Origin of the sequence: Mesorhizobium sp. M0830, from assembly GCF_040319965.1 — a bacterium.
GTDB lineage: Bacteria > Pseudomonadota > Alphaproteobacteria > Rhizobiales > Rhizobiaceae > Mesorhizobium.
Genome location: NZ_JAMYOR010000009.1, coordinates 47,114 through 61,377 on the forward strand (window position 1 = coordinate 47,114; position 14,264 = coordinate 61,377).

The following is a 14,264-nucleotide window of genomic DNA, read 5'->3' on the forward strand; positions in this document are numbered from 1 at the left end:
CGGAGAGGCCAGTCGAGGGGGCCACCCGCAACAAAACCCATCAGCGACCGGCTGAATCCGGCTCGGGAGTTGCGATGCGCCGTCTTGCGGTCCTTTTCGTGCTGACACTGCTTGGCGCCTGTTCGACCGTTGACGACCTCTCGCCGCTGTCGCCGTCCGCGTCGAACAGCCAGGCGGTCGCCGTGCGCGCGCCGCGCTTTGCCGATTCCAAGCCGCATGAATGGGAAAGCGGCGCGCCGTGGAGCTACGCTGTCCACGGCACCGATGTCTCCAAATACCAGACCTCGGTCGACTGGCCAGCGGCCAGGGCCAGCGGTATCTCCTTCGCCTTCATCAAGGCGACCGAGGGCGGCGACCGTTTCGACGACTATTTCAACGAGCATTGGGCGCGCACGAAGGCCAACGGGATTCCGCGCGCGGCGTATCATTTTTACTATTTCTGCACCCCGGCTGCCGTGCAGGCGCGCTGGTTCATCCGCAACGTCCCTGTCGATCGCTCGGCAATGCCACCGGTCCTCGACATGGAATGGAACCCGCAATCGCCGACCTGCAAGCTGCGTCCCGACGCGGCCACGGTGCGCGCGGAGATGACCACCTTCCTCGAAATCGTCGAACGGCACTACGGCAAGAAGCCGATCATCTACACCTCGGTCGACTTCTTCGACGACAACGAACTGGCGAGCTTCGGCGGGTATCCCTACTGGCTGCGCTCCGTCGCCGGCCATCCGCGCGAGAAGTATGGCAGCCACCCTTTCACCTTCTGGCAATACACTGGAACCGGCATCGTTCCGGGCATGACCGGCAAGTCCGACATCAACGTCTTCAACGGCAGCGAAGCCGCCTGGAACAAGTGGCTGCGGCAGAACACCCGCTGACATCGTGACAAAGGCGGCGAAGCCTCGGGAATAAGGTCTGCGGCAGAACAACCGTTGACATCGGTGCTGCCGCCTGCTTTTCGACACAGGCAGCGGTAAGAGTGCAACCGCAGGCAATTCAGGGCGTTGGGCTTCCCGGCGAAGCGCGACAAATGCCCCCGTTCGTTTCGAGAGGAAACTGATGCGACTGCGTTCTCAAGCCCTCGCGGCGCTGTTCCTGTGCGCCTCGGCCTTGCCGGCGATGGCGCAGGAATGCGGCGGCGACTTCGAAGCCTGGAAGCAGGGCGTCGCAGCGGAAGCTAAGGCGGCTGGCGTTGGCCCAGTCGGTCTCGACGCGCTGGAGGCCGCAGCCATTGACGAGAAGGTTCTCGCACGTGACCGCGCCCAAGGCGTCTTCACCCAGACCTTCATCGAATTCTCCGACCGCATGATCTCGGCCTACCGGCTGAAGCAAGGTGCGGCGAATCTGACGAAATACGCCGATGTCTTCGCCCGCGCCGATCGGCAGTTCGGCGTCCAGGCGCCGATCATCGCCGCGTTCTGGGCGCTGGAAACCGATTTCGGCGCCGTACAGGGCGATTTCCACACGTTGAGCGCCTTGGTGACGCTTTCCCATGATTGCCGCCGCCCGCAACTGTTCCGGCCTCAGTTGATGCCGCTTCTGCAATTGATCGATCGCGGCGTGGTGCCGGCCGACGTCAAGGGTGCCTGGGCCGGCGAGATCGGCCAGACGCAGATCCTGCCGTCCGATTATCTGGTGCGCGGGGTCGATGGCGATGGCGATGGCAAGGTCGACCTGCGCGGCAGCGTGCCGGACGTGATCATGACCACCGCCAACAAGGTGCTGTCGCGTGGCTGGAAACGCGACGAGCCCTGGATCCAGGAAGTCCGCGTGCCCGAAGACATGCCGTGGGACCAGACCGGTCGCACCAACAAGCTGCCCCTATCGCAATGGGCACAATGGGGCGTCACCAACCCCGACGGCACGCCGCTGATCGACAACGGCCTCAAGGCCGGCCTTGCGCTGCCCATGGGCCGCAAAGGCCCCGCCTTCCTCGCCTATGACAATTTCGACGTCTATCTCGAGTGGAACCAGTCCTTCACCTACGCGCTGACCGCGGCCAATCTCGCCGCCCGGTTGGCGGGAGCAAAACAGTTCGACGCGCGCAATCCCGAGACCGGTCTCGAGAGCGAGCAAATGAAGGCTTTGCAGACAAAGCTCGAAGCCAGGGGCTACGACGTCGGCACGGTCGACGGCATCCTCGGCACCAACACCCGCGAGGCGATCCGCAAGGAGCAGATGCGGCTAGGTTTGCCGGTGGATGGCTGGCCGACGCCGGAGCTATTGGCAAAGCTTTAGCGAATAGCGAATAGCGAATAGCGAATAGCGAATAGAAGGTAGTCCTTCCTTGCTGCCGTCTCAGCAAATCTTCCCTATTCGCTACTGGCTATTCGCTATCCCGCCATCGTCTCCAAGCTGGCAAACCCCTGTGGCACGTCGCCCTCGTCGAAGGGCGTCGTGACCTCGACGAAGGTGTCGGGATAAAAGCCGTTGAAGCGGGTCCTTAGCGACAGCGAATAGGCGCCGATGTGGCCGATTTCGATCCAGTCGCCAGTGTCGACGGTTTCCGGCAGCCAGAACGGCCGCGACAGGATGTCGACGGAATCGCAGGTCGCGCCGCAGACCTTGAAAGGCACGATGCTCTTTTCCTCGCCATTGCGCGAGCGGATCGCCGGATCGGGAATGAAGCGCGCCGGCAGCGTGATCTTGCCGGTCCATGAATCCGACAGCGATGCCCAGATGCCGTCATTGATGTAGAGCCGCTTGCCCTTGCGCAGCAGCACCCGCACGATCAGCGACAGGCAGCGCGCCACGATCACGCGGCCGGGCTCGGCCACCAGCGGCATCTGGTCGAACTGGTATTCCTTCAGGTCGCCGGACAGCCGCGACATAATCTGGCCGAGCGACGGCATCTCGATCTGCTTGCGGTTGGGATCATGGCCGTATTCGGCGGGAAAACCGCCACCGACATCGAGCCCGCCAATATCGAAGGTCAGCCGGTTGCGCACCCAGTCGGCCGACGCAAGCGCCCGCTCATAGGTGTCGGGATCCTCGATCTGGCTGCCGACATGGAAACACAGGCCGACCTTGTAGCCGGTACGGTTCAGCCGCTCGGCGAGTTCGATGGCATAGGCCGGCCCGGCGCCGAACTTCTTCGACAGTTCGTAGGCGGCATGCCCTTTGGTCTGCACCCGCACGAAGACACTGATCGAGCTCGGATCGACGTCGAGCGCCCGCACCACGCGGGTCAGTTTGGTGATCTCGTCCTCATGGTCGAGCGAAATGACGCGGATGCCGTACTTCTCCAGCGCCAGCTTGATGTCCGACTGTGCCTTGACCGGGTGCATGTAGAGCATCTCGGCATCGGCAGAGACCGCGCGCACGGCGGCGAACTCGCCCGGCGAAGCCACATCGAAAGCCTTCACGCCGGCCTCGACCAGGGTCTTCAGCACGATCTGCTCGCCATTGGTCTTGACCGCATAAGCGGTCTTGCCGGGGAACATGCCCATGAACTGTTTGGCATCGGCCATAAGCACTTGCGGGCGGAAGCAATAGACCGGATCGTCGGGACGAAGCGCCAGTGCCGCCTCGCGGGCATTTTCGAATCGCTGCATCGACGAATCCTTGACCTAGCCTGCGCACAATTAATCCAAGCTAGCGGCTAATGAAAACAATTCTGTGTCTCGCGGCGCTGACGCGGCGGCGCTAGGTCTTGGCGCGTGAAGGCTTGCCATCAATCAGGTTTCGGGTGGCCCTTGTGGCCGGATCCGATATGCGTTTCGCCTGACCGACTGGCATTCAGGCCGTCTGGGGGGAGAACGATCACATGGCGATAGCCGGGGCGACTGCACCACGCGGGCCGATGGTGCTCAAGGATTGGGGCCAGCTCCTGCTGCTCGGTGCAATCTGGGGCGGCTCGTTCTTCTTCGCCCGCATCGCTGTGGCGGAACTCCATCCACTGGTGCTGGTGCTGTTTCGTGTCGCCATCGCGGCGGTCGCGCTGCATACCTATCTCCGCCTGCGTGGCCCCTCCTTCCGACTCGCGCTTCCGCATGCCGGCCTGTTCTTCCTGCTGGCACTCACCAACAACGTCGTCCCCTTCTCGCTGATCTTCGCCGGCCAGACGGAGCTTGGCGCCGGCGTTGCCTCGGTGCTCAACGCGACGACGCCGTTCTGGACTTTGATCCTCGCCAATGCGCTGACATCGGACGAAAAGCTTTCCTGGAACAAGCTCGCCGGCATTGCGCTCGGCATCGCCGGCACGGCTGTGATGATCGGCCCCGGACTGCTTGCCGGGCTCGGCGGCCCGGTCTGGGCCAAATTCGCGCTGATCGGCGCTTCGCTGTCCTACGGCATTGCCCTGATGGTCGCCCGCCGCTTCAAGGGCGTGCCCTCGCCGGTCATCGCCACCGGGCAATTGACCGCCTCGACCATCATCATGATTCCGATCGTTCTCTTCACCTATGGTCCAGCAGGCCTGTTCTCGGCCTCACCGCCGGTCTGGGCCGCGGTGCTGGCGCTGGCGCTCTTGTCCACCGCCTTCGCCTACATCCTCTATTTCAACCTTGTTGCCTCCGCCGGCGCCACCAACGCGTCGCTGGTCACGCTCATCGTGCCGGCCAGCGCCATGCTGCTCGGCTTCCTGTTCCTCGGCGAGCGGCTCGAATTGTTCGAAGTCGTCGGCGTGGTGCTGATCGCCCTTGGCCTCGTCACCATCGACGGACGACTGTTCGCAAGACGTTAGCCGTGCGTCCAACTGGACGCGCCGTAGCGTGAAAGCCGATTCGACTTTCGCGGGGGTGGCGCTGCCATGACACGACAGAGACACATCACCGCCATAATTTATTCACAGGTCTGAGGCCGGTTTTTGCCTAGGAGTTTCAACGCCTAACGGCAAAAGACGGGTCGCGAATTTCACAATCACGTCGCAATGCAGCATATTTTCCGCTTGCCTGTGGCACAAATGAAACTAGACTCCTGGACATAGCTCTTTAAGAGGAGGCTATGTCATGGGACTTACGAGGCCTATCAACGCATTGATGATCTGTGCTGCGTTCGCCTTTATCGGAGCCCTCATTATGGGTTTCCTTCCCTGACCGCCAAAGCGGGGAAGACCAGCACCCAAATAGTCCAACCAATTCAAAAGGCCGGGTTTTTCCCGGCCTTTTGTTGTTGAGCCTGGCTCATGCAGCGGCTGATCCGGCGGCCGCCGCCTCATGCGAGCGGATGCCGATCATATGGCAGATGGCAAAGACCAGATCGGCCCGGTTCATCGTATAGAAGTGGAAATCGCCGACGCCGCGCTCGACCAGATCCATGACCTGTTCGGCCGCCACCGCCGATGCCACCAGCGCATGCGTCTGCGGGTCCCGGTCGAGGCCCTCGAACCGTTCCGCCAGCCAGCCGGGCACATGCGCGCCCGCCCTCGCGGAAAAGTTCGCGACCTGCTTGAAACTGTGAACCGGCTGGATGCCCGGCACGATGGGGATGTAGATGCCGGCGCGGCGGACGCGCTCGACATAGCGCTCGTAGAGATCATTATCGAAGAAGAACTGGGTGATCGCCCGCGTCGCGCCATTGTCGACCTTGCGTTTCAGCATCTCGATGTCGGTGGCGAAATCGGGGCTTTGCGGATGCTTCTCCGGGTAAGCCGCGACGGAGATGTCGAAATCTGCGATCGACTTCAGCCCGGCGACCAGCTCCGCGCCATTCTCGTAGCCACCGGGATGCGGGCGATAGGGTTCGCCGACGCCGGAGGCCGGGTCGCCGCGCAGCGCCACGAACCGGTTGATGCCGATCGACTTGTAGTCCTGGATGACCGCGTCGACCTCGTCGCGCGTTGCACCGACGCAGGTCAGATGCGCCGCGGCAGGAATATCGGTTTCGGTCAGGATGCGCTTTACGGTGCGGGCGGTGCGCTCACGTGTCGAACCGCCGGCGCCGTAGGTCACCGAAACGAATTTCGGCTTCAGCGGCTCCAGCCTTGTGACTGTGTCCCAAAGCCTGGCCTCCATATCGTCGGTCTTCGGCGGAAAGAATTCGAAGGAAACCCTGACCTTGTCGCCAATATCCGGGCGGCGGGAAAAGCGGAACTGGTTCATCAGGCGGTTTCCCTTATCTGCTTGCTGTCGTTGGAAGGATCGGCGATCAGCAGCCGCCGGTCGCGGCCAAGCCAGAGTTTCACGGTGAGCCTGGCCTCGTTACCGCCGCGCGGCTCGAACTCCTGGGCATCTTCGAGATCGAGCCCGGCTTCCGCAAACCAATCGATGATCTGCCGGTCGGAAAAGCCGAGCCGCACATGCGCATGCTCGTCGCGCAGGAATTCCAGCGTGTGCGGCGCGAAGTCGACGATGACCAGGCGCCCGGCCGGGCGCAAAAGCCGCGCCGCCTCATGGATGGCGCGGGCGGGATCGTCGAGATAATGCAGCACCTGGTGCATGGTGACGAGATCGAAGGCGTCGCGCTCAACCGGCGGCGCGAAGATATCACCCTGCCGCACCTGCGCGTTTGAAACGCCGGCCTTGTCGAGATTGGCCCGTGCCACGGTCAGCATTTCGCGCGACATGTCGATGCCGACGCCGCGCCGGTAGAGTGGCGAGAAGATTTCAAGCAGCCGCCCGGTGCCGGTGCCGAGATCGAGCATCGACTGGAACGGCCGCTTGCCGACCAGCTTCAGCATGGCGGCTTCGACGGCGCGATCCGGCACGTGCAGCGAACGGATATGGTCCCAGCTCGCCGCGTTCATGGAAAAATACTGGACCGCCCGGTCCTGCCGCTTGCGCTTGACCGAGGCCAGCCGTTCGAGGTCGCGTTCAACCTGCGGATCGGCACCCCGAATGCCCGAAACCAGCCCCATGACGAAGTCACGTGCGGAATCCGTGTCCGACAGGCGGAAGAAGGCCCATGACCCTTCCTGATAGCGGCCGATCAGCCCGGCCTCCAGCAAGAGCTTCAGGTGCCGCGAAACGCGCGGCTGCGACTGGCCGAGAATTTCGGTAAGATCGGAAACGGTGAGGTCGCCGCGCGACAACAGTGCCAGTATGCGCAAGCGGCTGGATTCGGCCGCCGCTTTCAACGTATCCACCATGGTGTCGAGCGAGACATGCATCAGCGTATTCTCTTTGAAAAGATATAAACATATGTTTATGTCGATTTTCAAAACCTTGCAAGCGCTATGTCGCTGCCGGACAAGAAAATGCCGCATGCGTGATTCTCGATGCATGTCGCCTAAAAGTATGTCGCCGTTTTGAGATAACGGCATGCACCAACAAAAAGATGAGCAGAATGACCGGATCGCGCGAGATGTTCGAGGAACGCGAAGGCGAGCGTAGGCTGGAAAGCGATCCGGCATCGATGCCGCCGGATGGCGGTATCGTGTTCATCGGCCGCATCGCTTCGCCATGGGCGACGAGGAAAACCTGCCCGAAGAACATGCGTGCCGCGCGCGAAACCGGACAGCCTGCGGTGCTGACCATCGACGCGCCCTATCGCGAGGGCCTGCAAGGGCTGGAGCGCGCCAGCCACGTCATCATCCTGTCCTGGCTGCATCACGCGCCGAGAGACCTGATCGTGCAGAAACCGCGCCATGCGGCTGAAGCGAAAGGCGTATTTTCGCTGCGCTCCCCGGCCCGCCCTAACCCCATCGGGCTGCATGTGGCCAGGCTGGTGGGGCTCGACCAAGACACCGGCCGCATCGATCTCGACGCCATCGATGCGCTCGACGGTACGCCGGTCATCGACCTGAAACCTTATTTCGCCTCGACCGACGCTTTTGCGGAGGCGATCATCGAAGGGCGCGAGCCTGATCGGATCCGGCCATGACGGCGCCGACTGGCCGCCGCCGCGCCATCGCCAAGGCGCTGACGGCACTTCTACCGCTGGCGCCCTATGCCGATATGGAGAAGATCCGCACCGACGCCGGTGCGGTCCACATGAAAACCTTGCCGCCGGGCATCGCCGTATGGCTGGCGACGATTGCCCATATCCGCCACATGCACACCGACTACGAGAAACTGCTGGCCGAAGGTTACGATCGCGACTCGGCGCGTTTCTTCGTCATCGAGCAGACCAACATCGTGCTCACCCGCTGGCGCGCGACACGTCTGCTCGATGCCGATGACGAGGAGGATTGAACGCAGTCATTTCCGCGCGAGCAGGGCGACGGCAGAACCGGAATGGTAGTGCAATTCCAATCCAATGTATCGGTCAGACCATCATAGAGGCCGAACAGCGCCGAGCGGGTGGCTCTATGCCTTCTGCCCAGCACCGCTAGCCTGCTGACCTCGCCTTGCGCGACAGGAGGTTCCAATGAGGCAGACGATGAACGAGAAACAACTGCCCGTGGTTGGCGACCACCATCTCGACCCACATTCCTACCCCGAGGGCGTCGCTTTCCTTGACGGCCAATACCTGCCGATGTCGCAAGCCAAGATCTCGGTGCTGGACTGGGGCTTTCTGCATTCCGACGCCACTTATGACACCGTGCATGTCTGGAACGGCCGCTTCTTCCGCCTCGACCTGCATCTGGACCGCTTCTTCGGCGGGCTGGAAAAGCTGCGCATGACGATCCCGTTCGACCGCGAGGGGGTGACCGAAATCCTGCACAATTGCGTGGCGCTGTCCGGCCATCGCGCCGCCTATGTCGAAATGCTGTGCACGCGCGGCGCCTCGCCGACCTTCGGCCGCGACCCGCGCCAGGCGATCAATCGGTTCATGGCGTTCGCCGTGCCATTCGGTTCGGTTGCCAATGCCGAGCAGTTGCAGCGCGGCCTGCGCGTCGCCATCAGCGACAAGGTGCGCATTCCGCCGGCTTCGCTCGACCCGACGATCAAGAACTACCATTGGCTCGATCTGGTGCGCGGCCTCTACGATGCCTATGACCGCGGCGCCGAGACGGCGCTGATTCTCGACTTCAACGGCAATGTCGCCGAAGGCCCGGGCTTCAACGTCTTCTGCGTCAAGGATGGCAAACTGTCGACGCCTTCCATTGGCGTGCTGCCCGGCATCACAAGACGCACCGTCTTCGATCTCTGCATCGAACAAGGTCTTGCGGCCGCCGCCACCGATGTCAGCGTCGCCGCATTACGTGACGCCGACGAGGTTTTCATCACCTCCACCGCCGGCGGCATCATGCCGGTGACGGAGATCGACGGCGTCCGGATCGCTGACGGCAAGGTCGGCGCGATCACCAGCCGGCTGATGGGACTTTACTGGGAGAAGCACGACGACCCGGCATGGTCGAGCCCTGTGAACTATCCCTGATCGACCGGCGTCCTGTAAAAAAGATTCGCCTCGGCCTCTGGAAAATCAGGGGATAGACCGTATATGCCAAAAAGCGGAGTAGCCTCCGTTTCCACCGAAATCACGCCCGCAGGGGCAAGGACTCCACACTATGACAAACAAGGTTTGGTTCATCACCGGATCGTCGAAGGGCTTTGGCCGCGTCTGGGCCGAGGCAGCACTAGCGCGTGGCGACCGCGTTGCCGCGACCGCCCGCGATGCCGGCACGCTCGCCGATCTCGTCGAGAAGTACGGCGACAACATTGCCGCGATGAAGCTCGACGTCACCAACAAGAAAGCCGTCGATGCCGCTGTCGCCGAGGCGCACAGGCGCTTTGGCCGGCTCGACGTCGTCATCAACAATGCAGGCTATGGCCATTTCGGCGCCATCGAAGAAGTCAGCGAGCAGGAAGCCCGAGACCAGATCGAAACCAATGTCTTCGGCGCGCTCTGGGTCACCCAGGCAGCGCTGCCGATCATGCGGGCGCAGCGGTCCGGCCACATCATCCAGATCTCGTCGATCGGCGGCGTCAACGCCTTTGCCTTGCTCGGCCTCTACCACGCCTCGAAATGGGCGCTGGAAGCCTTCAGCCAGTCGCTGAGCATCGAGGTCACGGAATTCGGTATCCATGTCACGCTGGTCGAACCCGGCGGTTTCTCCACCGATTGGGCCGGCCCGTCGGCAAAGGTCTCCCAACCGATCGAGGCCTATGCGCCCGCCCGCGCCAAGATGGCAGAGCGCCGCGCCAATTCGGTCGCCGGCGATCCCGAGGCCACCGGGTCGGCCATGCTGGCCGTTGTCGACGCCGCCGAGCCGCCGCTCAGGGTATTCTTCGGCGACGGCGGCCTGCCGATGATCAAACAGGAATACGCAAACCGCATCGCCACCTGGGAAAAGTGGGACCACGTTTCCATCATGGCGCAAGGCGAGAAGAAGAACCGCAAGGGCTGAAGCCCAGCGCTTTTGCTACGCCGCTCCATGGGCGGCGTAGCCTGCTCTCAGGCTTGATAGATCCACTGTTCCGGCACACGCACCGAGATTTCTTCGCCGGCCTTGACCGTTCCCGGCTTCTCGACCCAGGCGACGACGCCACGCAGCCGCTTTGCCGCTTTCGGGAACAACAGCGCACCGGCCTCGATATCGGCCATCCCTGCATGTTCGGCGATCGAACGGCCGGCGATTCGGCAAGGGCCGTTCTGCGCGTCGACCTTGATGGTCACGCCGCCCTTGAAGAACAACAGCGTGCCGGGCGGCAGCATTGAGAGGTTCGGCACTCCTTCGATCACCAGGTTGGCGCCGATCCACTCCGGCTTGATCTCGGTGAGATCCATCCGTTCCGCGACGATGGCGAGTTCATCCAATGCCACGATCGATATTTGCCGTTCGTTCCGCATTTCGGTGCCGCGCGGATACCAGGGCTCGCGTCCGCCCGACCGCCGCGTCGACCCGGCATGGAAATCGCCCGCTATACCGTCGAAACCCAGCCGCAATTCGTCCGCCAGGCGCGTCTGGAAATGATCCGATGGCGCCACGTAAAGTGCTGCCGCCTTGGCGACAAGCTTTCGCGCGGGGACGATTTCAACCGGCTTTTCAGCTTCGGGGAAGAGATCCAGCATGGCTTCATTCCTTGGATGATGCCGCTTGGTTTTGCCCTTCGGCTGGCAAGGCCGCAAGAGCGGTTTGGGCCAAATCGCGCAACTCTTCGACCGAAGCGCCGTCCCGAGCCTGGATCGACATGCCATTCATCACACCGGCAAGGTATTTGGCGAAGCCCTCGACCGAGAGGTTTTCCGGGAGGTCGCCCACTACCCTGCCCTTGGCCAGCCGGGCTGCAATCGCCGCTTCACTTGCCTTGCGATAGATCTTGAGTTCATCGGCGATGGCTTGCGCCTGCGGCGAGGCTGCCAACGCGCCGCTGACGAACAGACAGCCAGCAGGCTTGCCGGGCCTGGAATACGCCTCCGCCGCGCCGACCAGCAACCGCCGGATCGCTTCCCGCGTCGATACCGGCGCGCTCAGCGCTTCCAGCGCAAACCCAATCTCGGTTTCGTGGTAGCGCGTCAGTGCCTTGCGGAACAAGGTCTCCTTGTCGGTGAAGGCGTTGTAGATCTGCGGCGGCGTCAGGCCCATCGCCTCGCGCAGCATGGCCAGCGACGTCGCCTCATAGCCATGCTCCCAGAATAGATGCATCGCCGCATCCAGCGCCCGGTCGGGATCGAATGCGCGCGGCCGTCCGCCACGGGGCTTTTCCAAATCTTCCATATCGATCGATACGAAACCTGTTGACTCGCCTTCTTCTTGTAACGTAACAATTGATACGAAACATCGCAAGCCGGACGAATATCCGCCGGAAGCTATGCAAACCAGTGAACAGGAGAGAGCCAAATGCCAATCACCGTGACCGCGCCGGAAGGCGTACTGACCCCTGCGGGAGAACGCGAGATCCTGCCGCGTCTCAGCACCGCCCTCATCGAAGCCTCGGGCGCCACCGGCAATCCGTTCTTCACCGCGATCGTCGGCGGCACGGTCCATGTCCTGCCGCTTCATCGCATCTACGCCGGCGGCGTCAATTGCCCGGTCGTGATGGTCGAGCTGAAGCTGCCCAACATCGGCCTCGGTTCGATCGAAGCTCGAAATAGCTTCATCACCGCAGCCGCCGGGATCGTCGCCGAGCTTTGCGAGCCAAACCACCGGCCCGAAGACACCTGGATCAACATCGTCAACGCACCCGACGGCGGCTGGGGGATCGGTGACAGGCAATATACGGGCGAGGCGCTTATCACTGCCGCCACCGCCGCCGCGCACTGATCCGGCAAAAAGCAAACCCATGCGGCTCTCCCCTTCCCTGTTCTTCACCACCAATTGCGAACCGGCACTGACCTTCTACGAGCAGTGCGGCCTTGGCCGGGGGACGATCCTGCTGCGCTGGGGCGACAACGATATGCCGGTGCGAACCGAAGCCATGCGTGGAAAGGTGCTGCACGCGCGGTTCGAAGGCCCAGGCGTCCTGTTCCACGCTTCGGACAATGACGATGCGGAGCCAATGAAAGGCTCCGCCTTGATGCTGGAATTCGACGACCTGACCGCGATGCGCGGGCTTTTCAACCGCATGGGTGAGGCTGGCCGGATCACCGTCCCTCTGGCGAGGCAAGTTTGGGGAACCAGGTTCGGCATGCTGGTCGACGCCTTCGGCGTGCAGTGGATGTTTAACTGTCCCAATGAATGAGGTCCGCTGCGGGTCACGATCTTCTTACCTGAATCGAACCACTCCCACACAGCGCCGCATTGCCGCCGCGCTGTGCCGGCTACATGATGCCTCCGAACCATCGCGGAGGGTCTCATGCGTCCCGGGACGGCAATCACGCTTCTTTGGCTGATCTGGGTGGTGTCGTGGGCCGCTGCCGCCTTCTGGGCCGACAAAGCCTCGAAGCGTGCCGGCTTCCGGGCCGAGGCGCCTTACCGCGCGGCTCTGATGATCGGCACCATCCTGCTCTTCATTCCGGCGCATAACTATGTCGGCCGGCTTCGCCTGTGGTCCCCCAACCTTGCCGAAGCGTGGATTTGCGTCGCACTGATTGCCGTGGGCTTCGCCCTCTGCTGGTGGGCGCGCCTGCATCTCGGCCGCTTGTGGTCGGGTACCGTCACCGCCAAGGCCGGGCACCGTGTCGTCGACACCGGCCCGTACGGCCTCGTCCGCCATCCGATCTACACAGGACTGCTTTTGGCCATCCTTGCCACCATGGCGGCGAAAGGCACTGTCTGGGGTGTTGCCGGCGCCATCCTGCTGACCATCGGCATCGTCATGAAGGCAAAACTCGAGGAACGCTTCCTGCGCAGCGAGCTGGGCAGCGCGTATGACGACTACATCAGGCGGGTACCGATGCTGGTGCCGTTCGCACCGGTCTGACACGAATAGCTCTCTACAGCATCCTGAGAAGCGCGCCGCCTATCGAATACCCCGCGCCAAAAGCGCAGATCAGGCCGAAATCGCCAGGGTTCATGTCGGCGTGGTTCTCCGACAGTGCAACGATGGCGCCCGCGCCCGCCGTGTTGCCAAGCCGTTCAAGCACCATCGGCGCGCGGTCGTGATCGACCTCGTGGCCGAATGACAGTTTCAGGATCATGGCATTCATCCGCGCATTGGCCTGATGAAGCCAGAAGCGCCTCACTGCCTGTGGCATCAGGCCATGCTCGGCGAGGAATTCCACGATGAACTTCTGCCCGGCGACGGTGACTTCCTTGAACACCTTGTTACCGACCTGCTTGATCAGATTGCCTTCCAGGTTGATCATGTACGGATCGTCCTGGGCGGTGCGGGTGTGGTAGCCGAGATTGGTGCGGATGTTGTTCGACATCTGCGTCCAGATGCGTGTGTCGAGCACCTCGAAACGTCCAGGCCGCTTGTCGCCCTGAGCAAGTCCCTCCACCACCATCGACACCGAGGCATCGCCGAAGATGAAATGCGTCTGCCGGTCGCGGAAATTGAGATGGCCGGTGATGATTTCCGGCGTCGTCACCAGAATGCGCTTGTGCGCGCCCGAGCGCACCAAATTCACCGCCATGTGAAGGGCCGCCGCGGCGGACGAACAGCCAAGCCCCATGTCGAATCCGGCGCCCTTGGTGCCCAGCGCCTCCTGCATTTCGACGGCGATCGCCGGATAGGGCCGCTGGTGATGCGAGGCCGAGCAGATCACCAGGTCGATATCGGACGGTTCTAGGCCAGCATGGTCGAGAGCCTTCTTGGCCGAGGCGATACCGAACTCGGCTTCGAGCGACAACGCATCGTCGGGCCGTGCCGGAATGCGCGGCGCCATGCGGGTCGGATCGAGAATGCCCTCGCGCTCGATGACGTGACGGGTGCGCACGCCCGAAGCGTGGACAATGAAGTCACTGTCGGATTTCGGCAGCGGCGGCTCGCCGGTGCCCAGGCGGCGCGCATTCTCCATGTCGACCCAGGCATTGAAGCTGGCGACCAGTTCTTCATTGGTGATTGTGGCTTCAGGGATTTCAACGCCGATGCCGCTGATGATGACGCGATGCATATATC

Annotated in this window: 16 protein-coding genes; 10 read left to right on the plus strand and 6 right to left on the minus strand. The window is 62.7% G+C overall.

Annotated features, from left to right (window positions below):
• Positions 1-74 precede the first annotated feature (74 nt).
• Entirely contained in the window at positions 75-875 is an 801-nt protein-coding gene (locus NKI20_RS08000; RefSeq protein WP_352604209.1) for a glycoside hydrolase family 25 protein, read from the plus strand.
• A 181-nt stretch (positions 876-1,056) separates the two neighbouring features.
• On the plus strand, positions 1,057-2,235 hold the full coding sequence (locus tag NKI20_RS08005; RefSeq protein WP_352829673.1) for a lytic murein transglycosylase: 1,179 nt from the start codon (positions 1,057-1,059) through the stop codon (positions 2,233-2,235).
• A gap of 95 nt (positions 2,236-2,330) precedes the next feature.
• Here NKI20_RS08005 and NKI20_RS08010 read toward each other — a convergent pair whose 3' ends face one another.
• A complete protein-coding gene (locus tag NKI20_RS08010) occupies positions 2,331-3,551 on the minus strand; it encodes an alanine racemase (protein WP_352829675.1) in 1,221 nt (406 codons plus the stop codon).
• Between the two features lie 212 nt (positions 3,552-3,763).
• Between NKI20_RS08010 and NKI20_RS08015 the strand changes: the two genes are divergently transcribed.
• A complete protein-coding gene (locus NKI20_RS08015; protein WP_352829677.1) occupies positions 3,764-4,681 on the plus strand; it encodes a DMT family transporter in 918 nt (305 codons plus the stop codon).
• A gap of 439 nt (positions 4,682-5,120) precedes the next feature.
• On the opposite strand, the gene metF is transcribed toward NKI20_RS08015, so the two are convergent.
• Positions 5,121-6,038, minus strand: coding sequence for a methylenetetrahydrofolate reductase [NAD(P)H] (gene metF, locus NKI20_RS08020; protein ID WP_352729538.1), 918 nt, complete (start codon positions 6,036-6,038; stop codon positions 5,121-5,123).
• Positions 6,038-7,045, minus strand: a complete 1,008-nt coding sequence (locus NKI20_RS08025) for an ArsR/SmtB family transcription factor (protein WP_352829680.1) — start codon at positions 7,043-7,045, stop codon at positions 6,038-6,040. The genes metF and NKI20_RS08025 overlap by 1 nt, the downstream gene beginning before the upstream one ends.
• A 176-nt stretch (positions 7,046-7,221) precedes the next feature.
• On the opposite strand from NKI20_RS08025, the gene tsaA reads away from it, so the two are divergent.
• From tsaA to NKI20_RS08045, 4 genes are all read left to right on the plus strand, one after another.
• Positions 7,222-7,758 carry a tRNA (N6-threonylcarbamoyladenosine(37)-N6)-methyltransferase TrmO gene (tsaA, locus tag NKI20_RS08030; RefSeq protein ID WP_352829682.1) on the plus strand — a complete coding sequence of 179 codons (537 nt, stop codon included), beginning with the start codon at positions 7,222-7,224 and terminating at the stop codon, positions 7,756-7,758.
• Positions 7,755-8,069: a DUF2293 domain-containing protein gene (locus NKI20_RS08035; RefSeq protein ID WP_352829684.1), complete on the plus strand. Its 315-nt coding sequence runs from the start codon at positions 7,755-7,757 to the stop codon at positions 8,067-8,069. The genes tsaA and NKI20_RS08035 overlap by 4 nt, the downstream gene beginning before the upstream one ends.
• A 175-nt stretch (positions 8,070-8,244) precedes the next feature.
• Positions 8,245-9,198, plus strand: coding sequence for a D-amino acid aminotransferase (locus NKI20_RS08040; RefSeq protein ID WP_352829686.1), 954 nt, complete (start codon positions 8,245-8,247; stop codon positions 9,196-9,198).
• Positions 9,199-9,328: 130 nt separating this feature from the next.
• Positions 9,329-10,168, plus strand: a complete 840-nt coding sequence (locus tag NKI20_RS08045; protein ID WP_352829688.1) for an SDR family oxidoreductase — start codon at positions 9,329-9,331, stop codon at positions 10,166-10,168.
• A gap of 47 nt (positions 10,169-10,215) precedes the next feature.
• Here the strand turns inward: NKI20_RS08045 and NKI20_RS08050 are convergent, their stop codons facing one another.
• Both NKI20_RS08050 and NKI20_RS08055 read right to left on the minus strand, forming a co-directional pair.
• Positions 10,216-10,833: an MOSC domain-containing protein gene (locus tag NKI20_RS08050; protein WP_352829690.1), complete on the minus strand. Its 618-nt coding sequence runs from the start codon at positions 10,831-10,833 to the stop codon at positions 10,216-10,218.
• A 4-nt stretch (positions 10,834-10,837) separates the two neighbouring features.
• Positions 10,838-11,479: a TetR/AcrR family transcriptional regulator gene (locus NKI20_RS08055; protein WP_352829692.1), complete on the minus strand. Its 642-nt coding sequence runs from the start codon at positions 11,477-11,479 to the stop codon at positions 10,838-10,840.
• Positions 11,480-11,602: 123 nt separating this feature from the next.
• Between NKI20_RS08055 and NKI20_RS08060 the strand changes: the two genes are divergently transcribed.
• From NKI20_RS08060 to NKI20_RS08070, 3 genes are all read left to right on the plus strand, one after another.
• Positions 11,603-12,025 carry a tautomerase family protein gene (locus NKI20_RS08060; RefSeq protein WP_023756978.1) on the plus strand — a complete coding sequence of 141 codons (423 nt, stop codon included), beginning with the start codon at positions 11,603-11,605 and terminating at the stop codon, positions 12,023-12,025.
• A gap of 19 nt (positions 12,026-12,044) precedes the next feature.
• Positions 12,045-12,443, plus strand: a complete 399-nt coding sequence (locus NKI20_RS08065; protein WP_023756977.1) for a VOC family protein — start codon at positions 12,045-12,047, stop codon at positions 12,441-12,443.
• Positions 12,444-12,557: 114 nt separating this feature from the next.
• The gene (locus tag NKI20_RS08070) at positions 12,558-13,124 is read left to right on the plus strand and encodes a methyltransferase family protein (protein WP_352829695.1); all 567 of its coding nucleotides are present in this window, start codon (positions 12,558-12,560) and stop codon (positions 13,122-13,124) included.
• Positions 13,125-13,137: 13 nt separating this feature from the next.
• On the opposite strand, the gene NKI20_RS08075 is transcribed toward NKI20_RS08070, so the two are convergent.
• On the minus strand, positions 13,138-14,259 hold the full coding sequence (locus NKI20_RS08075; protein ID WP_352829697.1) for a beta-ketoacyl-ACP synthase III: 1,122 nt from the start codon (positions 14,257-14,259) through the stop codon (positions 13,138-13,140).
• Between the last annotated feature and the right edge of the window lie 5 nt (positions 14,260-14,264).